Source organism: Lactococcus garvieae (genome assembly GCF_016027715.1).
GTDB classification, from domain to species: Bacteria; Bacillota; Bacilli; order Lactobacillales; family Streptococcaceae; genus Lactococcus; species Lactococcus garvieae_A.
The window spans coordinates 219654-241134 of sequence record NZ_CP065691.1 but is presented as its reverse complement, the minus strand read 5'-3'; the positions used below and the strand labels follow the sequence as shown (position 1 = coordinate 241134).

Annotated in this window: 22 protein-coding genes, 1 other RNA gene and 1 riboswitch; of the genes, 4 read left to right on the top strand and 19 right to left on the bottom strand. The window is 38.6% G+C overall.

What is annotated here, in order from left to right; genetic code table 11:
- Positions 1-7: 7 nt before the first annotated feature.
- From I6G50_RS01345 to I6G50_RS01305, 9 genes are all read right to left on the bottom strand, one after another.
- Complete coding sequence (locus I6G50_RS01345) at positions 8-1165, bottom strand: THUMP domain-containing class I SAM-dependent RNA methyltransferase (RefSeq protein ID WP_197908938.1); 1158 nt, start codon at positions 1163-1165, stop codon at positions 8-10.
- Between the two features lie 56 nt (positions 1166-1221).
- An RNA gene (gene rnpB, locus I6G50_RS01340) (RNase P RNA component class B) lies at positions 1222-1585 on the bottom strand.
- A gap of 37 nt (positions 1586-1622) precedes the next feature.
- Positions 1623-2012, bottom strand: coding sequence for a DivIVA domain-containing protein (locus I6G50_RS01335; RefSeq protein ID WP_003135426.1), 390 nt, complete (start codon positions 2010-2012; stop codon positions 1623-1625).
- A gap of 112 nt (positions 2013-2124) precedes the next feature.
- A complete protein-coding gene (holA, locus tag I6G50_RS01330; protein ID WP_197908937.1) occupies positions 2125-3126 on the bottom strand; it encodes a DNA polymerase III subunit delta in 1002 nt (333 codons plus the stop codon).
- The gene (locus tag I6G50_RS01325) at positions 3123-5477 is read right to left on the bottom strand and encodes a DNA translocase FtsK (protein ID WP_197908936.1); all 2355 of its coding nucleotides are present in this window, start codon (positions 5475-5477) and stop codon (positions 3123-3125) included. The genes holA and I6G50_RS01325 overlap by 4 nt, the downstream gene beginning before the upstream one ends.
- A gap of 339 nt (positions 5478-5816) precedes the next feature.
- Entirely contained in the window at positions 5817-6926 is a 1110-nt protein-coding gene (locus I6G50_RS01320; protein ID WP_197908935.1) for a hypothetical protein, read from the bottom strand.
- 641 nt (positions 6927-7567) lie between these two features.
- Positions 7568-8023, bottom strand: coding sequence for a hypothetical protein (locus I6G50_RS01315; protein ID WP_197908934.1), 456 nt, complete (start codon positions 8021-8023; stop codon positions 7568-7570).
- Positions 8024-8152: 129 nt separating this feature from the next.
- The gene (locus I6G50_RS01310; RefSeq protein WP_197908933.1) at positions 8153-8578 is read right to left on the bottom strand and encodes a universal stress protein; all 426 of its coding nucleotides are present in this window, start codon (positions 8576-8578) and stop codon (positions 8153-8155) included.
- A 117-nt stretch (positions 8579-8695) separates the two neighbouring features.
- The gene (locus I6G50_RS01305) at positions 8696-9433 is read right to left on the bottom strand and encodes an ankyrin repeat domain-containing protein (RefSeq protein WP_420028274.1); all 738 of its coding nucleotides are present in this window, start codon (positions 9431-9433) and stop codon (positions 8696-8698) included.
- Between the two features lie 168 nt (positions 9434-9601).
- Here I6G50_RS01305 and I6G50_RS01300 point away from each other — a divergent pair, with 168 nt between their 5' ends.
- A complete protein-coding gene (locus I6G50_RS01300; RefSeq protein ID WP_003135434.1) occupies positions 9602-10387 on the top strand; it encodes a Cof-type HAD-IIB family hydrolase in 786 nt (261 codons plus the stop codon).
- A 62-nt stretch (positions 10388-10449) separates the two neighbouring features.
- On the opposite strand, the gene I6G50_RS01295 is transcribed toward I6G50_RS01300, so the two are convergent.
- From I6G50_RS01295 to I6G50_RS01285, 3 genes are all read right to left on the bottom strand, one after another.
- Entirely contained in the window at positions 10450-10959 is a 510-nt protein-coding gene (locus I6G50_RS01295; RefSeq protein WP_197908931.1) for a QueT transporter family protein, read from the bottom strand.
- A riboswitch (PreQ1 riboswitch) is annotated at positions 10958-11061 on the bottom strand. (Overlaps the previous gene by 2 nt.)
- A 69-nt stretch (positions 11062-11130) precedes the next feature.
- Complete coding sequence (locus I6G50_RS01290) at positions 11131-11850, bottom strand: 3-oxoacyl-ACP reductase (protein WP_197908930.1); 720 nt, start codon at positions 11848-11850, stop codon at positions 11131-11133.
- Positions 11843-12082 carry a DUF2829 domain-containing protein gene (locus tag I6G50_RS01285; protein WP_197908929.1) on the bottom strand — a complete coding sequence of 80 codons (240 nt, stop codon included), beginning with the start codon at positions 12080-12082 and terminating at the stop codon, positions 11843-11845. Before I6G50_RS01285 ends, I6G50_RS01290 begins: the two co-directional genes overlap by 8 nt.
- Before the next feature lie 131 nt (positions 12083-12213).
- On the opposite strand from I6G50_RS01285, the gene I6G50_RS01280 reads away from it, so the two are divergent.
- Positions 12214-13059, top strand: coding sequence for an SDR family NAD(P)-dependent oxidoreductase (locus I6G50_RS01280; RefSeq protein WP_197908928.1), 846 nt, complete (start codon positions 12214-12216; stop codon positions 13057-13059).
- Positions 13060-13106: 47 nt separating this feature from the next.
- Here I6G50_RS01280 and metG read toward each other — a convergent pair whose 3' ends face one another.
- A complete protein-coding gene (metG, locus tag I6G50_RS01275) occupies positions 13107-15095 on the bottom strand; it encodes a methionine--tRNA ligase (protein ID WP_197908927.1) in 1989 nt (662 codons plus the stop codon).
- A 218-nt stretch (positions 15096-15313) separates the two neighbouring features.
- Here metG and I6G50_RS01270 point away from each other — a divergent pair, with 218 nt between their 5' ends.
- Positions 15314-16174: an exodeoxyribonuclease III gene (locus I6G50_RS01270; protein ID WP_197908926.1), complete on the top strand. Its 861-nt coding sequence runs from the start codon at positions 15314-15316 to the stop codon at positions 16172-16174.
- Between the two features lie 65 nt (positions 16175-16239).
- On the opposite strand, the gene I6G50_RS01265 is transcribed toward I6G50_RS01270, so the two are convergent.
- Positions 16240-16593 (bottom strand): arsenate reductase family protein, encoded by a 354-nt coding sequence (locus I6G50_RS01265; RefSeq protein ID WP_197908925.1) that lies wholly within the window; start codon positions 16591-16593, stop codon positions 16240-16242.
- A gap of 141 nt (positions 16594-16734) precedes the next feature.
- Here I6G50_RS01265 and I6G50_RS01260 point away from each other — a divergent pair, with 141 nt between their 5' ends.
- The gene (locus tag I6G50_RS01260; protein ID WP_003135443.1) at positions 16735-16977 is read left to right on the top strand and encodes a GlsB/YeaQ/YmgE family stress response membrane protein; all 243 of its coding nucleotides are present in this window, start codon (positions 16735-16737) and stop codon (positions 16975-16977) included.
- A 100-nt stretch (positions 16978-17077) separates the two neighbouring features.
- Here the strand turns inward: I6G50_RS01260 and accA are convergent, their stop codons facing one another.
- The 5 genes from accA to accB form a co-directional block, all read right to left on the bottom strand.
- Positions 17078-17833 carry an acetyl-CoA carboxylase carboxyl transferase subunit alpha gene (accA, locus tag I6G50_RS01255; RefSeq protein WP_197908924.1) on the bottom strand — a complete coding sequence of 252 codons (756 nt, stop codon included), beginning with the start codon at positions 17831-17833 and terminating at the stop codon, positions 17078-17080.
- The gene (accD, locus tag I6G50_RS01250; RefSeq protein ID WP_197908923.1) at positions 17826-18692 is read right to left on the bottom strand and encodes an acetyl-CoA carboxylase, carboxyltransferase subunit beta; all 867 of its coding nucleotides are present in this window, start codon (positions 18690-18692) and stop codon (positions 17826-17828) included. Before accD ends, accA begins: the two co-directional genes overlap by 8 nt.
- 264 nt (positions 18693-18956) lie before the next feature.
- Entirely contained in the window at positions 18957-20321 is a 1365-nt protein-coding gene (gene accC / locus I6G50_RS01245; RefSeq protein WP_003135446.1) for an acetyl-CoA carboxylase biotin carboxylase subunit, read from the bottom strand.
- Positions 20322-20547: 226 nt separating this feature from the next.
- Positions 20548-20982, bottom strand: coding sequence for a 3-hydroxyacyl-ACP dehydratase FabZ (fabZ, locus tag I6G50_RS01240; RefSeq protein ID WP_081167028.1), 435 nt, complete (start codon positions 20980-20982; stop codon positions 20548-20550).
- Between the two features lie 13 nt (positions 20983-20995).
- Complete coding sequence (gene accB, locus I6G50_RS01235; RefSeq protein ID WP_197908922.1) at positions 20996-21469, bottom strand: acetyl-CoA carboxylase biotin carboxyl carrier protein; 474 nt, start codon at positions 21467-21469, stop codon at positions 20996-20998.
- Positions 21470-21481 lie beyond the last annotated feature (12 nt).

The window sequence follows — 21481 nt, the reverse complement described above, 5'->3', positions numbered from 1 at the left end:
CTTTTGCTTATTTTTTAATTCTTTTTCCAAAATATTGATACAAGTCTGTGCGTAAAGTTCCGTTATAGAGTTTACGTTTTTTTGTTGCCTTTGCACCATAGTGTGTTTCAAAGGCAATATCACTTGTCAAAATGTACTTACTCCATGTTTCGAGCGGAGCAAAAGTCGCTCCCATTTCTTTATAAAGCTCCATTACTGAATCTTCATCGCCCAACCGCTCTCCATAAGGTGGGTTGGATACAATCACACCATCAAGTTCATCTGTATGGAAGTCTTGCAAGCGCATCTGTTTATATTTTATCACATGGTCAAGTCCTGCTGCAAGTGCGTTACCTTTCGCAATTTCTACCATGCGTCCATCAATATCAAAGCCTTGAATATCAAGTTCTAAGTCTTTGCGTACAGCTTTCTTCGCAGCTTCACGCACCTCAGAAAATACTTCCGGTTTCATCCACGACCATGCTTCACAAGCAAACTTGCGGTTCAAGCCTGGAGCCATATTGAGTGCTAACATTGCAGCTTCAATCGTAAAAGTTCCTGAACCGCAAGTGGGGTCTACAAACATACGTTTAGGGTTGGCCAACCAGTTCGTTAACATAATAATAGCTGCCGCCATGTTTTCTTTCAACGGCGCATCACCTTTTTCAACACGGTATCCACGCTTAAAGAGTGAATCTCCTGTTGTATCGATTGACACCGTAGCATTGTCTTTATGTATAGCAATTTCGATAGAAAAACCAGCTCCATTTTCGGGTATTGGTACTCCTTCTGGACGATGGTAAGCTTTTTGCAGTTTTTTGACGATAGCTTTTTTAGTAATCCCTTGTACACTCGGTTCATTGTGTAAGGTTGATTTGACTGATTTAGCTTTACTTACAGGAAATGCTGATCCAAATGGGATGTATTCTTCCCAGTCCAGTGCGTAAACATTTTCAAAAAGCTCATCAAAAGTGCGGGCTTTGAACTCACCCACGACTATCTTTACCCGGTCAGCAGTACGCAACCAAGTATTAGCCTGAGCGATAGTTTTGATATCTCCCGTAAAGAAAACACGAGAGCGATCGTCTATACTAACATTCTCAATTTCCATATTGCGTAGTTCGCGGGCGACCAAGCTCTCAAGACCTGCTGCTGCAGTTGCCATTAGCTTAAAATTATTTTTCATTTATTCCTTGTTTCTTTCTAAAAAAAGCTGGGACTAGCCCAGCGTGTCATACAGTTTTCTATAAGCCATGTTTTGTTCAGGTCTTGCGACCGTCGATAACCATCTGTCTGGGGAAGCAAAACTTCCCCCTCGACCACGCCTTCAGTTCGGCTAGTCAAGTGCCCCGACCATAAGTTTGGGTTGCTCGCTTGAGGGGTTTACCACGTTCCAATCTTGCCGTTTCCAGCAAGTCTCGTCTCTTTGGCACTTTTACAGAATACTCATGCGTATCAAAAGACTTAGCACTTTCTTCAGCCGTTAGGCATGACACTCCTACCTTGGTTTATTGTTTCACCAAGCACAAACACTACGGGCATCGCAGCCCGTGCGAGCATGGACTTTCCTCATGGTACGTTTTGTACCACGCAGTTATCCAAAAACTGTTTTTTTATTTTACTTTATTATTGTGAAGCTAAACTTAAACTTCTTCACTTGAAGCACTACCTGGTCCAAAAACAGCCTGTTCCAAACGGTTGATACGTTTGAGAAGTTCAAAGTTGCTTGGTTGACCAATTTCTGTTTTAGGTTTACTCAAACGATTTGAAACGACACGACTCATATTGTCGAGACGTTGTGTTTCTTCTAAGTTCGCTTGGTTAGGACGACTTGCTTGAGATTCAAGTTCCACGATTTTTTTCTTTAAAAATTCGTTTTCCTCTTGCAGACGTAACATTTCTGCTTGAAAAGCTTCATAATCTTGAATGACGTCATCGAGGAGCTCGTCAACTTCTTCTTTATCATAACCGCGCATTTTTGTTCCAAAATCAGCTTCATAGATATCTTTAGGTGTAAATTTAAATGTTGCCATATCGTCCTCTTTTATCATTTCATATCAAAGTTTTATCACTTTTTATCATAGCAGATTTTTTTTAATTTTTCAAGTCAACCCCTTAGTGAATTAAATTGCTACAGATGGCTTATTATAAGTCTTTCAAAGCTAACTTAATCACAGCTAAATCAAACAAATAATTTGCATCTACACCGGAACTTTTTATCTTATAGTCAAGCTCAATGAGGGATAATAAGGCTTGTGCTAAAAAGTCTTCCTGCATCTTTCTCACTTGTTGATTAGCTAATTTCACACGATAAGGGTGTATTTTAAGATAAGTTGTTTGTTTTTGCTCATCCCAGCCCTTGTTTTGCATTAGCTTAACTTGATAATAAAGCCGGAAAGTATTGGTCATAATAACCAATATTTTGATAAGTTCCTCTCCTTGCAAGGTTAGATCATGGACTAAGTCACGAGCGTCAGCTACTTTTCCTTTCAAAATCAAATCCGTCAGTAAGAAAATATTATCTTGCAGTGATTTGGGGACAACCTTTTCCACATCTTCAAGCGTAATTTCTCTCTCGCCAGTATAGGTCTTCAAAAGAGAAATATTTTGCTTGATAATCGGAAAAGTGAAATTTGATTTTTCAAAAATTCTTTGAAGTATCGTGTTTGAAAGTCCTGTTTCTGCAAAAGCTCTACTAAGTTCTTGCGGTTTAAGTTCTTGTGCTTCTAGTAATGTCGCAACAGACTTCAGCTTTTTAGTCAGTTTCAAACGACTGTCTAATTTGCCATGCAGAATAAGTATCAACTGTGTTGATTCTACAGGGTTATTCAAAAAGTTTTCAAAACGTGACGTCTGTTTTTCATCTAGCACAGACTTTTTAGCTGTGGTAAGATTTGTAAGATTTTCAAGAATAACCAGCTTTTGTTCAACAAAGAAGGGCAAACTTTCTAGCTCCTCCAATGCTAAATTCGCATTAGAAGTGTTTAAATCAAAATAGGCTTGCCCCAAATCTGAGCTATCATAATGTACAAACTCTAACAACCGATCTTTGAGTTCTTGAACAATATTTTCTTCTTCACCATAAAGGACCAGTATTTGAGGAAGTCCTACTTTTTTTATTTTTTCTAACTCATCAAAGACACTCATTCTTCATCAAGCTCCTGTCCATCTAGAAACTCGCCATCTTGGGTCACAAGTACTTTACGGGGGGTTGTTCCCTTGGCTGGGCCAACAATACCAGCAGCCTCAAGCTCGTTCATCAAATCAGATGCGCGGTTAAAGCCTACTTTGAGTGCCCTTTGTAGTTGGGCCGTTGAAGCTTTCTGAGCGGATATAACCATATTACGTGCTTCGTCAAACAGGGGATCCGCTGAACTGCTAGCACCGGTAGAAGCACCACGGCTACTGTCTTCTTCCACTTCTCCAGGGTCAAAGCTCTCATCATAGTCGGCCTGTGATTGATTTTTGATGAAACTTACGACGGCTTCAACATCCTCATCTGACAAGAAGGCACCTTGCAGACGCACCGGATGATTTTCATCAATAGGCTTAAAGAGCATATCTCCTCGACCTAAAAGTTTCTCCGCACCATTGGTATCAATAATTGTTCGTGAATCGGTACCACTAGATACCGCAAAGGCAACCCTCGAAGGAACATTCGCTTTAATCAAGCCAGAGATAACATCAACAGAAGGACGTTGTGTCGCTAAAATCATGTGTATGCCAGCAGCACGTGCTTTTTGCCCCAAACGGATAATGGCGTCTTCAACTTCTTTGCTGGCCACCATCATCAAATCAGAAAGCTCATCCACAATAACCACGATTAAAGGCAACGTTTGGTACTTTTCGTTTGACTGAGCATTATATTTTTCAATTTTTTCATTATAACCCGCAATATTACGTACACCCGCTTGACTAAAGAGCTCATAGCGGTTTTCCATCTCATCTACTACTTTTTGAAGCGCGCGTGATGCTTTACGGGGATTTGTGACCACAGGGATAAGCAGGTGAGGAATATCGTTATAAACAGAAAGTTCAACCATTTTGGGATCGACCATAAGAAATTTCACTTCACTTGGTAAAGCTTTCATCAAAATGGAAGTAATAATACCATTTACCGCCACAGATTTACCCGAACCTGTCGAACCGGCAACAAGCAAGTGAGGCATGCGGGTCATGTCAAATGTACGAATGGTACCATCTAGAGCTTTTCCTAAAGGTAATTCAAGCAAGCTGCTTGTTTTTGGTTGCGCATTTTCCCAAAGCTCACGGAAACCAACAGTTGCTACTTCACTGTTAGGAATTTCAATACCGATAAGAGATTTTCCAGGAATAGGCGCCTCAATCCGAACATCTTTTGCAGCCAACGCCAAGGCCAAGTCATCCGATAAATTCACAACACGCGAAACTTTTACACCAGTTGCTAATTTTATCTCATATTTAGTTACTGAGGGTCCTACAACGGCCGATTCTACAGTGGCAGAAATTTTAAAGGACTCTAGCGTACGTTCGAGTATTTGAATATTTTTTCTTACATTTTCTCGTTCGCCAGCTTGATTTTTTGGTGGTATCTCTTTAAGCAAATCAATTGTTGGAAGTTGATAAAAATCATTATTAACTGCAACTGAGCGGTCAAAAGAAATCGCTTCTCGATCGTCTTCTTCTGGAGAAGGTTCTTCTAACTGATTCATATCCGTACTTGGCATATCTGGAATAGCAATCGGGATTTCAGAAAACTCTGAAGAAACATCCTTTTCGAACTGGGGCTCCAAAGGAAGAGGTTCTTCCATCTCTCTTAGTTTCTTTTCTGCTTCTTCTTGCGCGCGTGATTTTTCTTCTAAGAGCGCAGCTGCACGTTTTGCCTCAGCTCTTTCCGCAAGCTTAGTACGGGTTTCGCTTATATTTCGATGAATAAAGATGCGTAAACGAGAAATTAATGTAGGAGCCATAAGATAGATTGCGAGCAGCCAAAGGACACCAACAATAATATAAACACCAATAACTGAAAAGAGTGCTTTAGAAGGGTTAAAGAAAAGATCGCCGAGGAATCCTCCTCCTAAAAAGTGAGTAACTTGTCCTTTTTTCAAATCTGACATAGCTAAAACCATTACTTTTTTGCCGGTATGTAGTGCATCAAATCTTGCCTGAAATACCAAGAGTAGTCCGAAGAAAAAGAGCGCTATCCCTGGTAAAAAACGACTATTCTTCTTGAAGTATTCTTTTTTGAAAACTGTCATAAACATGATGAATAAAACCAATAATAAAAGGACAATCGCTAAAGAACCTACTGCAATACGTGTGATATTATAGAGAAAAACACCAAAAAGCCCTAGACGTGCAAGAGCAAATAAAATAATAATAAAGGTCCCAAAAAATGCTGCCATTTTTTTATTGGCAGTCCAGAACTTGTCGGTAGCTTTTTTTGCTGATGTCTTTTTTGCGGGTGAACGCTTGGCTTTTGACTTCGCTTTACTTTTTGTTTTTCTTTTTGCAGGCATGATATTTCTCTGTTCTAAAACTTAATATTACTCTTTATTGTAACATTTTTTATTAAAGTATTCCTCTTTAAGTATTGCTACTCTTGCCTTTACAGGACTTATATTAATTTCTTTTTTAATTTAAAACACTTTTGAGTTTAATCCAATCTTTTTAGTGCTTCTACATAAATTGAAATAGTTTCATTTGCTTTGTCAGATGCAATGGATACGAGGGAAATTTTTAAGAATAATAGTGCATAATCTGCCAATTGTACTGCTACTCCAATATACTAAAACTTTAATTATATTTTCACGTGTCTAGGCACTTTTTATTTTCCCTCATATTACTTTGCTATTCATTTAATTACTGACTTTTTTTGAATAAATATATTCCTTAGCAGTTGAGTCCTCTGTAAATGAATAAACATAAGTATGATTATCATCCCTCGTAACCGAGCGGTCACTAAAATATACTTTACCATTATTTATTTTATACGGTATTTTTATGCCGGACCGGGGACCTAAGATAATTTTTTCGTTTTTAGTGTCAATACTAAAAGTATCTGTCGAACTTGGATTATATGCACCAACTGCAGTTATTTTGAAGTGAGAGTCATCCAGAAAATAATAATAAAAAGTACCATCATGAGCTAAATTTTGGGGAGCACCATTCTTCATGGCTGTATCTACATCCATTCCATCATAGCTTACTAAAGAATATCTAAATCCCTTATTAATAAGAGCTTCATAAATAAGTGACTCAGACTCAAAATTTTGCAATTCGGCAGGAGTAACTACTTTTGAAGCTATATCCAGTGTCTTTTGCTTAGAGGTGCTGTTTTGGTAGTAAGTAACTAATGAGGAATTTATTTTTGCCTCTTTCTCCTGAAGTTGACCAGTCTTATTATCAATATAACTAAAAAAAATTGTATTATTACTGATCACTACATCTAACTTATGCTGAACATTTGTATTATCATACCATTGGATATATCCATCATTAACACCCGCATTACCGTTCGCGGTCATCGCAATCCTTTCTGCACTTAAAATAGTTGTTTGTGGATTTATTTCAGCATACGTCTGTGCTAATAATGCTACTTGTTCATTTAAGGAGAGGTTATTCCATTCTACAAGAGCTTGTGAGTAGTCTTCTGACAAGCTTGACGATTGTGCCTTTGATATGCTCGTACTTCTCAAGGAACTTTTTGATGAACTGTTATTAAAAGTAGAGGCTTGATCGTTTGAAGGTTTAGGATAGAAAAATACAGTTAAAAGTATAGCTATGACAATGACTAGAAGCATACCTAAAATACTTCCCACAATAATTATTGTTCTTTTATCATTCTTACTATGAATAACTTCATCTTTTACTAAACCATCAGAGACAGCTTGTTGATATTCTTGTTCATTGGGTTTACGCCCGTTCATATGCTTAAAAGTTTTTTCCCATTTCTTTTTCTCAATCATTTTCGCTCCGTTTTATTTTCCTTTCACACGCGCAGGTGGTTTTTATTTTAGTTAAGAATGGTTAAGGTTCAAAGCTAAGTAGGGGGTATGCACCTCAACCCCTTTCAGTTCGTACTTTACACCATCACTTTACTTTTTTTCTCGTGCAACCACTGCAACATGACAATACCTAATACATACAATGCTTTTTGCTCACTAGAAAATAGTTCTAAGTACAGTTTGCGCGTGAGTTCGTGTGGGTACAACAATAATTTGAGTATTAAGTGTTAATTTCCCGTTAAAGTCCTACCTAAAATATCCCAATATAAAGCTGTATTATTGCTCTCGTTTTCAATCTTAGTTCCCATTTTATCGGGATTTTTTAACATTTCAGTATGTTTTTCTCAATGTTCAACTTATTACTTATATCTTCTGCTTTCCAAACTAACTTCAAAATAAAGAGCAATCAAAGCTAACTTATCAGGTGCAAATGATTTCGCTCCTTTAAGGTTATAGTGGACAATTCATCTAAGTGGAAAGTTGCTTCTCATCCAGTAAAAATGACGACCCAAACAGACTTGACAATGAGCAGTACAGTCATCTGCAACTATATAAGAAAGCATTGTTAAACTTAATAACTTATAATTCACTGTCAACATATTTTATCTCTCACTTCTCATTTTCCATTTATATCTAAAATTTAAAGTATCAACACCTAAAAATATTGCCCCAATTATATAAAAATAAAGTGCTAGATGTGCATTTTGGAAAAGGGAGCAAATGATGAAAGACAAAGGTCCCATTACAATAAGGAAAGAGCAAAACAAATCCAACACCTTGGTAAAAGTCATTGAGAATAAGTCTTTCTGGTTGGCAAAAGAGAAGATACTCGCAACTTGAATTACTATCATTCCTATAAATGGCGTAAGAAAAACATATTTTACATTTTGAATGGTTTTAGGATAAAATCCCACTCCTTTCTGGCCATCCCAACGAAGTGAGATATAAATTTCATTTGGCAGTTTCTCCCAAATTATTAGAGTGATGACGAGATATAAAAAGAGTATTGCTAACAGACTCAAAAAATACTTTTTTTTATTTAATAAATTCCTCAACATATACTACCCTTCTTTTGTGCTGTTAATAGTTACTTTAACAACTTTTAGAATGAAAAGCAATTATTCTTAAGCTATAACAAAAAAGCCGAAAGCTTCATGCTTTCGACTTCTTAAACTTATAACTTTAACTTATTTTACAACCATAACATTACATGGCGCATGATTGACAACATAAGTTGCTGTTGAACCAACTAACACACGGTCAATCGCTCCTTTACCTGTTGAACCCATAACAATCAAGTCAATATCATTTTCTTCAGCAAAATCAACGATTTCTTTTTTCGGAGAACCACTAACTTGGAATGCTTTGTACTCAACTTTGTCTCCGATGAGTTTACCCGCTTCTTCTAAAACTTCTGCAGATTGCTTTTCTGCTTCTTCCAAAACAGCAGGCATAATGTAGGCAGTGCCATAGAGTTGTGCCACATCCTTAGCATTTACGACAAATAAAGCTGCGTGGTTTCTTTTTGCAATCTCAATAGCTTCTTGAATAGCTTGATTTGCTTGTTCGGATCCATCTACTGCGACTAAAATGTTGTTATAATTTTCTCTCATTGTAAGCGCCTCCTTTACTTTATTATAAGACATTTTCATAACAAAGTCCAATAAAAAGTTTAAATTTCTTATTTTTTATTACTTATTTCTCATAAATATTCAGCTATTAAGGTTTACTCAGCTTAATAAATTAACCATTTCTGAATAGCCAAGTTGTTTAGCATAATCTAAAGCAGTCATATTATTATTGTCTCGCAGTGCTTTATTAGCTTTATAATCTAACAGTGTGCGCACAATTTCTTGGTATTTGGGCGACCCATCTCGCAATGCCACAGCCTCAATCAAGGCGGTATAGCCGTAATTATTTTGGTGATTGATGTCTACTTGACCCTTCTCTAACAACAATTTGACATTGTCCAAATGCCCTTTTTCAGCGGCTGGAATTAAAGCATTTCCACCAAAACGGTTATAAATTTTTTGATCTGGATTGCTATGCTCTAAGATATATGCCAAGATTTCTGTTTTCCCTTGAGCTGCAGCATAGAGATAGGGTGAATCTTGTATGTGATCTTGGAGATTAACATTTGCACCATTATCAATAAGCAGCTTAGCTAGCGCTACATTATTTTCATGAGTTGCAATTAGTAGAGAGGATTCACCTTTTGCATTGACTTCATCAATGTCAGACTGTCCTGCTTGGATACTTTTCTCAACTTCTGCCAAGCTTTTTTTCTCACTCACAGCTTCTAACACGCGCATATATTTCACCTCCTCTTTTTTGGGGACCTTTTCAGTTTTTGTAGTTGAGGCGGTTGTACTTTTTTCTGCTTGTTTGTTTGTCACTTGTTTTTCTGGTTTAGCACAAGCCGCCAATATGACAAGTAATATTCCTAAAAGAAGGAAGTATTTCTTCAAAGGCACGACCTCCTCTCTTCTTTTATCTTTGTTCCATCTTAACATTTCTCAAACATGAATTAAAAAATTCCGTCTTATATTTTGTATGTTGCCTTTTATTTTAGGAAGAAGTATAACTTTTGATAAAAATTATTATTATTACAAATTCCGTTGTGATATAATGAACTTATGGAAAATATAAACGCTTACAAGGCCTTAGCCTTTTTTGATCTTGATGGTACTTTACTCAATGAACAGAGTCAGCTTGATAAAGAAGTCGTTGACGCTATTCATGAAATTCGTCGAAATGGTGTACTTCCTTTCATTGCAACAGGACGTGGTCATTTTGAACTTGATAAAATAATGGAAGAAACTGGTATCACTGGGGCTGTAGCCATGAATGGACAGTACATTGTTTTAGATGGAAAAACAATCTACCGAGATCCTATTTCGCCCACTCATATTGAAAAACTCCATGCCCTAGCTATCGAACAAGATGAAGCACTCGCTTTTTATGGTAAAGACGGGTATTGGGTTGACCGCCACACTAAGTTTGTTCAAGATGCCTATGCCTATACGCATATGCCCCTCCCCACAATTAATCCAGAAGGCTATAAGTCAGAGGAAGTGAATATGCTTTTATTATTAACAGATAAGCTTTCACAAGTTGATTATTACAAATCTCGTATGCCTGAACTTAATTTCTTCATGAATGCTCCTACCTCTATCGATATTACAAATATCACGACAAATAAAGGTACAGGAATCACTCATGTGAAAGATGTTCTTAATTTTAAAGGAGAGACTTACGCCTTTGGTGATGGACGTAATGACTTACATCTCTTAGATGCTGCTGATCACGGAACAGCAATGGGAAATGCCGTGCCAGAACTGAAAGAAATCGCCGATTTTATTAGCAGTAAAAATACCGAGCGTGGGATTGTCAATGCTTTTAAACATTGGAATTTTATCTAACTTTGTCAAAATAAAAACAGAGCATTTAAATATAATGCTCTGTTTTTTATAATTTTATTATTTTATCGGGTGAGATCAATGCGTTTACTTAGCTTGTCCATAATAATAGCACCTATCAAAAGACTAGCAAACTCTCCAAGTGCCAATGTAAACCAAGTCCACAAGAAAGGCATGCCAAAGAGAAGATTCATTTCTAAAGCGATTGTAACCATACTAATTGAAAAGAATATGGCAAAATAGAAAAATGCTTTGTTTAACTGACCATTGAAGAAATACTGCTTCATATAGCGTTCAAAAAGAAGAACACCAAGACTTAAGAAGATAAGTGTAGAAAGCCCCCCAACGATAACATCAATCCAAGTAAAGCTAAGGAAGTTCGAAATCATACAGCCAATAGTCACAGCGACTATATATTTTTTATTAAAAAAAGCTGTAAAGTTCAACATTTCCGATATCCTAAATTGGACAGGGCCATAAGAGATGGCATTGAGAGGTGGTGTCATTGTAAGAACAACATAAAGCGCAGCGACAATGGCAATAGTGACCATGTCATAGACAGTAGATTTTTTCAATTTTTTCTCCTTTAGCGGCTGAATACCGCCTGTAATATGCTCAAGCAAAGGTTAAAAGTCCTGAGGATTGCTGATAATACGCAACTTTTATATTATAACAGTTTTGGAGTATAATGGAAAGCCTTGTTGCCATTTTGAAAAACAAAAAAAGCCCAGCTTTAATAGCTGAGTTTATTTTATCGTCCATCCTCCATCAATAGGGATGACTGCACCTGTCAGATAAGAACTTTCGGGGCTTGCTAAAAAGAGGGTCAAGTCTGCTACTTCTTTGGCTTTTGCCCAACGTTTAGCGGGCGTTTCTGATGCGACCCATTTTGCCATTTCACCATCATTTTCCGTGAAATCCTTGGCATTCATGGGTGTATCAATTGCGCCAGGGGCGATACCCGCTACTTGAATACCGTACTGGGCTTCATCTAGGGCCAACTGTTTGGTAAAACCAACAATCGCGTGTTTACTGGCAGTATAGGCAAGTCCGCCTCCACCCGCAACTAAACCAGCAACCGAAGCCATATTGATAATAACTCCTGCTTTTTGCTTTTTCATAGCGGGCAAAAAAGCTGAGGTCATAAGAAACATACTATCAAGATTCGTTTCAAGAATCTTCTTCCAAAGCTTAAAGTCTGTTTCTTCCATTGTGCGATAATCATCTAACTGACCAGCAGTGTTTAACAAAATATCTATAGTTCCGATCTGTGAAGCCACTTTTTCCACTGCTTGTGGATTTGAAACATCACATACCAACGTTTCGTATTCTGCTACAAAAGGGTGAAGGTCAAGCCCAACAACTTCTGCTCCAGCTTCTGTAAAAGCTGCGGCTTGTGCTTGCCCTATGCCACTAGCCGCTCCAGTTACGAGCACTTTTTTTCCTTTGAAATCCCAATCAGTCATTCACTAAGATCCAGTCTGTTGCTAAAACATCACACGGTGTTGGGGCCCACATACTAAAACCTTCCCCCTCACCTGTTACATTGATAAGGAAATAGGGTGTGACTTGTAATTTTTCACCTGTTTCTAGGGTGATATTGTCATAAAGAGCAACATAGTTCTCTGCTCCTCCCCAACCTGTACGCACTATCTTTTTACCTGCTTTAAGCTGTGGTAGAATTTCTTCAAATGTCATCTTATTATCCTTCTTTGTTTTCGCTTCTGATAATTACAGCGTGAATATTTTAATTTTAACATTTTGCGATTTATTTTGTCATTTATTGTTTCTTCCTTGACAAGAAACTCCCCTTCAACTAAAATGAAGCTATGAAAAATACTAAAAATCAAGAAAAAATCGTTGTCATCACCGGTGCTTCTAATGGCATGGGATATGAAGCAGCTAAAACTTTTGCTCAACGTGGCTGGCAGGTCTATGCCGGAGCCCGTCGTGTGGAAAAAATTCCAACTGAAGGAGGTATCACTTCACTCAAGCTCGATGTCACAGACAGTGAAAGTAACCATGCCTTTATACAAGGTGTTTTAGATAAAACAGGACGCATCGATGTCTTAATCAATAATGCCGGCTATGGCGAATACGGTCCTGCTGAAGAAATTCCAATGGAGAATGTTCGTAAGCAATTTGAAACAAACTTCTTTGGTGCGGTGGAACTCACACAGTTAGTCCTTCCTATTATGAGACAGCAAAAATTTGGTCGTATTGTTAACATTTCTAGCATCGGAGGCGATGTCTATATGCCTCTTGGGGCATTCTATCACGCCACAAAGGCGGCTATGCAACAATGGTCTGATGTCCTCGATACAGAAGTCAGAGCTTTTGGTATCCGTTCTATTGTAGTTCAACCTGGAGGGACGGCGTCAAACTGGAGCTCTATTACTATGGAAAATGCTGAAAAAAATCTCCAAAAAGATAGCCCCTACCAGCCGTTAGTCCAAACCGTACGTGCGGCCCTGACCGAAAATTTTGGCAGTTCTGCCACTTCGGCTGATTTGGCACAAGTCTTCTATAAGGCAGCCACAGATAAAAAAGCAAAGTCTCGTTACTATTATTCCTTCACGGATCGGTTAATCGTCCACGCCGCGCGAACTTATCCAAAACTCTATATCAAAGTCTTCAATGCAGCTTTGAAGCATATGGGAAAAGGTAAAAAATAAACAAAAAAAACACTTGGGTTCAGCTATAAACCAAGTGTTTTTTTTGTTTATCCAATCAAAGAACCAGCAGGTACATCTGCAGGTGCTTCAAGCACGCGCAATTTGCCATCAAATTCTGCGGAAAGAATCATACCTTGACTGACATATTTTTTCATCATTTTACGTGGTTTCAAGTTTGCTACGATTTGGAGTTTTTTACCCACAAATTCTTGTTCATTTGGATAGAACTCCGCAATCCCTGACAAGATTTGGCGTGGCTCTTCATCTCCAGCATCCAACTTGAAGCGCAACAGACGATCTGACCCTTCAACACGACTAACTTCCAGTACTTCGGCAACTTTTAACTCAATCTTTTCAAAGTCATCAAACTTGATTTCTGGTAGAGTCAGATTAAGCTTAACATCCTCAGGTACCCATTCTTTTTCGGGAAGTTTCCCCCCAGCCATTTGCAGTTTGATATAGTCCACTTCTTCTTCCTTATCCAAACGGGGGAAGACGGGTTCACCTTTTTCTACAACTTTGTTGCTAAATTCATAACCAAAGGCCAAGTCTTCCAGTGAAAATTCTTCGTCAGCCAAACCTAACTGTGCAAAAATTTTCTTGCTTGTAGCACGCATGAAAGGTTGCAAGAGTGCAGCTACAACACGAAGATTTTCAGCTAAATGATAGAGCACATTATTGAGTTTGTCTTTGTCGTCTTCGGACTTGGCTAAGACCCAAGGAGCCGTTTCATCAATATATTTATTTGTCCGTGAGATAAGCACCCAGACTTCATTGAGAGCTACATTGAACTCAAACTTATCCATAGCTGTATGGAATTTTTCCAACGTTTCAGCCAAAACCGTTTCCAAAGCAGCATCGTACTCGGTTGTAGCCTCGTTTTTGACTAAAACACCACCATTGTACTTGTTTACCATTGCTACTGTACGGTTGAGCAAGTTTCCAAGGTCATTAGCCAAGTCATAATTGATACGGTCGATAAAGTCTTCGGGTGAGAAGACACCATCTGAACCAAAAGGCAAAGCACGCATCAGATAGTAGCGTACTGGATCAAGTCCGTAACGGTTGACCAACATATCTGGGTAAACAACATTTCCTTTAGACTTAGACATTTTACCGTCTTTCATCACGAGCCATCCATGACCAAAAACTTGTTTTGGTGGTTGCATGCCCAAAGCATGAAGCATGATAGGCCAGTAGATTGTATGGAAACGAACGATTTCTTTACCCACCATGTTCACACCGGGCCAGAATTTATCAAGTTTACTTGTATCATCTGAACCATAGCCTAAGGCAGTTACATAGTTAAGCAAGGCATCCAGCCAGACATAAACAACGTGCTTAGGATTTGACTTAACTGGAATTCCCCATGTAAAGGTTGTACGGCTCACTGCTAAATCTTCCAAACCTGGCTTGATAAAGTTGTTGACCATCTCATTTTTACGGATTTCAGGCTGGATGAAGTCTGGATGAGTTTCATAATAATCTAAAAGCCATTCGGCATATTTGCTCATGCGGAAGAAGTATGATTCTTCTTCAACCCACTCAACCTCATGTCCTGAGGGTGCCTTACCTCCAGTTACATTACCATCGGCATCATAATAAACTTCTTCCAGCTGTGTTTCAGTAAAGAATTCTTCATCTGACACTGAGTACCAACCTGCATACTTATCCAGATAGATATCATCTTGTGCCAAAAGTTGCTCAAAAGCTTTTTGAACGGCTTCTTCATGATATTTGTCTGTTGTACGGATAAATTTATCATAAGAAATATCCAACATTTTCCATAACTCTTTAACATCTTCTGCCATAGGGTCCAGATATTCTTTAGGTGTCATGCCGAGTTCTTCAGCTTTACGTTGAATTTTCATACCATGTTCATCAAGACCTGTCAGGTAAAAAGTATCAAAGCCCATCAAACGTTTATAACGTGCGAGAACGTCACAAGCAATAGTTGTATAGCTTGAGCCAAGGTGTAACTTACCCGATGGATAATAAATCGGTGTCGTGATGTAAAAGTTCTTGTTTTCAGTCATTTTTTTCTCCTAATTCATGGCCTAATGAAAGCCACTTGATTAGTATTTTTTCAATTCTTAATTGAAAAAAGCCTTGTTTCTATTATAGCATATCCTTTTTCAGTAATTCTCTTTCCAAATAATATTTGGAGGATTTTATCTCAAAAGAGATTTGGATTAATACAAAAACCCTCTAAAAATTGTTATAATTGAGCTAATAAAGACAAAAGGATTTTATTATGACCTACAAATTTATCTCCTGGAACATCGATTCGCTGAATGCAGCTTTGACTGGAACAAGTCCTCGCGCAGCTCTGTCTGTAGCTGTCGTGGAACAGCTTGCCTCCTCTGAAGCAGATGTTATCGCTATTCAAGAAACAAAACTGAATGGTGATCTAAAAAAAACAAACAAAGTCTTGGAAGCTTTAGCCAGTCATTTCCCAGAATATAAGATGGTTCACCGTATCAGTACCCCACCTGCACGTAAAGGCTACTCTGGTACAATGTTTCTTTACAAAAATAGTCTGCCAGAGCCAATCATAACGCTACCCGAAATTGGAGCACCTGATACAATGGATAGCGAAGGGCGCATCATTACGCTCGAGTTTCCTGAGTTTTTTGTGACAACTGTTTACACTCCAAATGCCGGTGATGCGCTTAGCCGTTTAGATCTTCGTGGCCAGTGGGACGACCAATACCGTGCTTACTTGCAAATGCTTGATCTTCAAAAACCCGTCTTAGCTTGTGGGGATTTCAACGCGGCCTACACTGAGATAGACCTTGCAAATCCTAAAGGTAACCGTAACTCTGCAGGCTTTACCGATCAAGAACGTGAAAAATTTGGTCTTCTCCTCGAAGCGGGTTTCACCGACAGTTTCCGTAAAATTCATGGCAATGTTGAAAGTTATTTTGCACCAGGACGCAGTATTTATACTTGGTTTGCTCAACGTTCTCGTACAGCAAAAATCAATAACTCTGGCTGGAGAATTGACTACTGGTTAGTCTCTAATCGATTGGCTGATAAGATTAGACGTGCAGAGCCTCTTGACTCTGGAGCCCGTCAGGATCATGTGCCTATTGTGTTAGAAATAGATATTTAAATAAAAATAGTCCAAAGTCTTTAATGACTCTGGACTTTTTTAATATTCTTATTTTTACTACTCACTCAGTGCTTCAGAACTTCCTGATACTTCTCTTGTTTAAAACCTATCAGTAAAACTTGGTCATCCTTCACAATTAACGGACGTTTCACGAGCATGCCATTTGAAGCTAAGAGTTCGGCAGCTTCACGGTTGGACAGCCCTGCGAGTTTATCCTTCAAACCTAGCTCACGATAGACCAAACCACTCGTATTGAAAAAAGTTTTGACAGGAAAGTCGGCAAACCATTTTTCAAACTGTTCGGCTTTTGGCGGATTGGTCTTAATATCAATATCATTATAATCAATGTCTAGCATATCCAAAGTCGCCTTCGCCTTGCGACAGGTTGAGCATTTTGGATATTCGTAAAAGTCGTACATTTTTAATCCTCCTTAACTCTTATTTTAACAAAAAAAGTGAGAAGCAGAGAGTTTTTCCTTTTCTATAATGACTCTTGAAGTTTTTAAGAGAATAAAAAATATGTTAAAATAAGATAAGAATATAAATTTAGGAGATTATTTATGATTTGGTCACTTATCGTAGGTGCGTTAATCGGTATGGCAGCCGGAGCGATCACCTCAAAAGGCTCAAGCATGGGCTGTATCGCAAATATTGTCGCGGGGCTTCTCGGTTCCTTCGTTGGTCAGAAACTTCTAGGAAACTGGGGACCACATTTAGCGGGAATGGCTTTAGTCCCATCTATTGTGGGGGCAATCATCGTGGTTCTTGTCGCTTCTGCTTTGTTTGGGAAAAAAGATAATTAAAACGTTCAAGTAGAACGTTTTTTTGTTGACCTTATTTTATTTTCTCTTTATAACAAAAAAAAGTTTTGCCGTGTATTTTAAGACAGCAAAACTTTATATTTTAATATTTTCTAAAACGTTGATAGCGACTTTCTTGAAGTTCTTCTTCTGAAAGTTGCCCAAGTTTTTGAAGCTCACTCTGAATAGTCAGTCTCAAGTTTTCCATGAGATTTTCTTCTTCAATGATACCTTCGATGATCCCCATCTGCAGTTGATCAGCAGCTTTAATCTTCATCAAGTCTGCTGCTTCATCACGACGGGAGCCATCTTTCCAGAGAATAGTTGCAAAACCCTCAGGAGAAAGTACCGAATACATCGCATTCTCTAGCATGTAAACTTTATTTGCAACAGCTAAAGCGAGCGCGCCTCCTGAGCCACCCTCGCCAGTGATAAAGGTTAGAACCGGAACTTTTAAGTCCGACATCTCAAAGAGATTACGAGCGATAGCTTCACCTTGTCCACGCTCCTCTGCCTCAATCCCAGGATATGCACCTGCGGTATTAACGAAAGTAATAATGGGGCGTTTAAACTTTTCAGCTTGTTTCATCAAGCGCAAAGCTTTACGATAGCCATTAGGGCCGGGTTGGCCAAAGTTAGTCGCCAAGTTTTCTTCAAGATTTTTTCCTTTTTGAATCCCAATAACAGTCACAGCTTGCCCTTGAAAAGTAGCAATCCCACCAACAATAGCTTCATCATCTATAAATTGTCGGTCCCCATGCAGTTCAAAGAAGTCCGTAAAAATAGCGACAATAATCTCACGTACAGATACACGGTCATTCGCACGTGCTTTATTAATAATCTCTGCAATATCAGACATTTTTCACACCCCCATGAAATTTCAAGAGCAAGGCAAGTTTATCACGCATCTCTTGACGTTTTACAATAGCATCCACGAAGCCGTGTTTCAACAGAAACTCTGCCTTTTGGAAGTCATCTGGCAAAGTCTGACGAACAGTCTGCTCGATAACACGTCGACCAGCAAAACCAATCAAAGATTGAGGCTCAGCTAAAATAATATCGCCTAACATGGCAAAGGAAGCAGTTACTCCTCCAGTTGTGGGGTCTGTCAAGACCGTAAGATAGAGTAATCCAGCATTCGAGTGCTTTTTAACAGCTGCTGAGATTTTAGCCATTTGCATGAGGGACATAATACCTTCTTGCATACGGGCACCGCCAGAAGCTGTAAATATAACTACTGGAAGTTTTTCATCAATAGCCATTTCAAAAAGACGTGTTATTTTTTCACCAACAACAGTCCCCATCGAAGCCATGATAAAAGTTGAGTCCATGATAGCGAGGGCAACTTTTTGCCCTTTTATCATCGCCTTGCCTGTCATTACAGCTTCATCTAAGCCTGTCTTTTCTTTAATGGCTGTGAGTTTTTCAGTATAGTTCGGGAAATCAAGTGGGTTTTTAGTTTCAATCCCTGTAAACATTTCTTCAAATGAATCTGTATCCACTAAAAGTTTCAAACGTTCTGGGGCCGTAATACGGAAATTATAGCCACAGTGGGGACAGATTTTACTGTCACCAAGGTCTTGACTATAAATACTATGTTTACAAGCAGGACACTTGGCAAAAAGTTCGTCTGGAACTTCAGGCTTAGCCATTTCTCCCTGAACAGTTGAACGATTAGGGTTAATTTTAATATATTTTTTCTTTTGAAAGAGAGCCAATTATTTCTCCTTTTTCTCAAAGTTTAAAGGGCTTTGATATGGAACACTTCTTCTCAGATATTATCTGTGCCGTTCCATTTATTTTAATTGTCTAATTACATAATTATACACGCAAAACTTAAATTCGTCAAGAACTATCTAAGTGTCTAAAAAGCGATTATCAAGCAGTGTACAAGAGTTTAAAACAGATAAATCTGAGTCATAATATTCAAATATTTGTAGATAAAATGAGCCTAGAAAAACAAAAAAGCCATCAAGCTTTTTTTATTTTTTCAAGTATTCTGGCAAAAATGTCGACGCCAAGAAGCTTGTATCGTAGTCACCCGCAATAACATTATTATCTGAAATGAGTTCCAATTGAAAATCAATATTTGTTGTCAAACCTTCAACATCAAACTCCATCAAAGCACGTTGCATTTTCATCAGGGCTTCAAAACGATTTTCCCCGTGGACAATGACTTTAGCAATCATTGAATCATAGTAAGGCGGAATAGTGTAGCCTGTATACATAGCAGAGTCCACACGTAAACCTACGCCACCACTTGGAAGAAAGAGGTTTGTAATTTTACCAGGACTTGGTGCAAAGTTAAACTTAGGATTTTCAGCATTGATGCGGCACTCGATAGCATGGCCCTTGAACTCAACATCTTCTTGTTTAACGGATAATTCCTGACCATCAGCGATACGGATTTGTTCTTTTACAATATCCACACCTGAAACAAACTCCGTAACAGGGTGTTCGACCTGTACACGCGTGTTCATTTCCATGAAGAAAAAGTCGCCTGAAGCTTCATCTAAGAGGAATTCAATGGTTCCTGCATTTTCATAACCGACATGGGCTGCAGCTTTTACAGCTGCCTGACAAATACGTTCACGTAAAGTATGCCCAATAGCTACAGAGGGACTTTCTTCTAGAACTTTCTGATTATTACGTTGAAGTGAACAGTCACGTTCACCTAAGTGAATAACATTGCCATGTTGGTCTGCCAGGATTTGCACTTCAATATGACGTGCTGGGAAAATCATGCGCTCAATAAACATTGCGCCATTACCAAAAGCGGCTTTCGCCTCAGCAGTTGCTGCTTCAAAAGCAGGGAGTAATTCATCAGCATTGCTGACTTTACGAATACCTTTCCCACCACCACCGGCTGATGCTTTAAGCATGACGGGATAGCCAATTTTTGTGGCAAGCTCTAATGCTTCCTCACTTGTGTAAACTTCCCCTTCAGAACCTGGGGTTACGGGGACTCCTGCTTTCACCATTTCAGCACGGGCATTGATTTTATCACCCATCATATCCATTACTTGAGCGGAAGGGCCGATAAATTTGATATTCATTTCTTCACAAAGGCGTGCAAATTTTGAGTTTTCACTCAAGAATCCAAAACCTGGGTGGATAGCTTGGGCACCAGTCGCTACTGCTGCTTCCAAGATATTATTCATATTCAAGTATGATTCTGTTGCACGCGCAGGGCCAATACAGATTGCTTCATCTGCAAGAGCCACATGCAAGGCTTCACGGTCTGCTTCTGAATAAACAGCAACAGTAGCTACCCCAAGCTCACGCGCCGCACGAATGATACGTACTGCAATTTCGCCACGGTTGGCAATTAATATTTTATTAAACATATTTTGATAACTCCTACCAGACACTCTTTTTTATGGGTTCAGGAAGTAAAAAACTTCTGACTTACAAAGAGTGTGAATAAGACTTCAAGTCTCAGTATATTTTTTGATTGACAATATATAACCCACAATAAAGGTATTCAAGCCAATCTTCCTTGAAGCAGTGTAATTCAAATTACACTTACTTTTAAAATTTGCCACAGAATACTGTGGCAGATTTTAATATTATTTATTTTCCGAGGGCAAAAGTCAAAGTACCTTTTGCTGCCAATTTGCCATCTACTTTAGCTTCTGCTTCAACAACAGCAATTGGTCCACGACGTTTAATAAATTTAGCATGTAAGACAAGTTGGTCACCTGGAACAACTTGTTTCTTATATTTGACGTTATCCATACCCGCATAGAAGACAAGTTTACCTTTGTTTTCAGGTTTAGACAATTCTAAAACACCCGCAGCTTGAGCCAAGGCCTCCATGATCAAAACGCCTGGCATAACTGGATATTGGGGGAAATGTCCTTGGAAGAATTCTTCATTTATCGTTACATTTTTTATTGCTGTGATTTCATCATCAGCGATATCAATAACGCGATCCACCAAGAGGAAAGGATAGCGGTGAGGCAAGGCCTCCATTATTTTGGTAACATCAATATTTACTTCTGCCATCTTACTCACTCCTTTATTTAATGCGAACCAATTCTTGACCGAATTCAATCACATCTTCAGCACTTACCATGATTTCAGTAATCACACCGTCTTTTGGTGCTGGGATTTCGTTCATCACTTTCATCGCTTCAATAATAAGCAAAGTTTGGCCTTTTTTAACAGTATCTCCAACAGAGACAAAATCAGGTTTCCCTGGTGCTGCTTTCAAGTAAGCCACACCAACCAATGGACTTGTTACTGCTTCACCTTCTGCTGTAGAAACTTCATCCATAGCTTCAACTTCGCCAGTGCGTTCCGCATTTGTTTCACTGACTGGAACTGGAGCACTTACTTTTGTTTCAGCAAGCGCTGGAGCTGCAGGAGCTGCAAGTATTTTATTTTCATTTTTTGAGAATGAAAGTTCACCTTCTGCTGTACGCCAAGAAAACTCACGCAAGCTAGAACCATCAAACTGTTTCATCAAATCTTTTACTTCGTTAATATTCATTTTTATATCCCG

Bases quoted from the DNA above. Each gene is read 5' to 3' on its own strand.
- I6G50_RS01345 (WP_197908938.1), bottom strand. From the start codon at position 1,165: ATGAAAAATAATTTTAAGCTAATGGCAACTGCAGCAGCAGGTCTTGAG.
- I6G50_RS01335 (WP_003135426.1), bottom strand. From the start codon at position 2,012: ATGGCAACATTTAAATTTACACCTAAAGATATCTATGAAGCTGATTTT.
- holA (WP_197908937.1), bottom strand. From the start codon at position 3,126: ATGAGTGTCTTTGATGAGTTAGAAAAAATAAAAAAAGTAGGACTTCCT.
- I6G50_RS01325 (WP_197908936.1), bottom strand. From the start codon at position 5,477: ATGCCTGCAAAAAGAAAAACAAAAAGTAAAGCGAAGTCAAAAGCCAAG.
- I6G50_RS01320 (WP_197908935.1), bottom strand. From the start codon at position 6,926: ATGATTGAGAAAAAGAAATGGGAAAAAACTTTTAAGCATATGAACGGG.
- I6G50_RS01315 (WP_197908934.1), bottom strand. From the start codon at position 8,023: ATGTTGAGGAATTTATTAAATAAAAAAAAGTATTTTTTGAGTCTGTTA.
- I6G50_RS01310 (WP_197908933.1), bottom strand. From the start codon at position 8,578: ATGAGAGAAAATTATAACAACATTTTAGTCGCAGTAGATGGATCCGAA.
- I6G50_RS01300 (WP_003135434.1), top strand. From the start codon at position 9,602: ATGGAAAATATAAACGCTTACAAGGCCTTAGCCTTTTTTGATCTTGAT.
- I6G50_RS01290 (WP_197908930.1), bottom strand. From the start codon at position 11,850: ATGACTGATTGGGATTTCAAAGGAAAAAAAGTGCTCGTAACTGGAGCG.
- I6G50_RS01285 (WP_197908929.1), bottom strand. From the start codon at position 12,082: ATGACATTTGAAGAAATTCTACCACAGCTTAAAGCAGGTAAAAAGATA.
- I6G50_RS01280 (WP_197908928.1), top strand. From the start codon at position 12,214: ATGAAAAATACTAAAAATCAAGAAAAAATCGTTGTCATCACCGGTGCT.
- metG (WP_197908927.1), bottom strand. From the start codon at position 15,095: ATGACTGAAAACAAGAACTTTTACATCACGACACCGATTTATTATCCA.
- I6G50_RS01270 (WP_197908926.1), top strand. From the start codon at position 15,314: ATGACCTACAAATTTATCTCCTGGAACATCGATTCGCTGAATGCAGCT.
- I6G50_RS01265 (WP_197908925.1), bottom strand. From the start codon at position 16,593: ATGTACGACTTTTACGAATATCCAAAATGCTCAACCTGTCGCAAGGCG.
- I6G50_RS01260 (WP_003135443.1), top strand. From the start codon at position 16,735: ATGATTTGGTCACTTATCGTAGGTGCGTTAATCGGTATGGCAGCCGGA.
- accA (WP_197908924.1), bottom strand. From the start codon at position 17,833: ATGTCTGATATTGCAGAGATTATTAATAAAGCACGTGCGAATGACCGT.
- accC (WP_003135446.1), bottom strand. From the start codon at position 20,321: ATGTTTAATAAAATATTAATTGCCAACCGTGGCGAAATTGCAGTACGT.
- fabZ (WP_081167028.1), bottom strand. From the start codon at position 20,982: ATGGCAGAAGTAAATATTGATGTTACCAAAATAATGGAGGCCTTGCCT.
- accB (WP_197908922.1), bottom strand. From the start codon at position 21,469: ATGAATATTAACGAAGTAAAAGATTTGATGAAACAGTTTGATGGTTCT.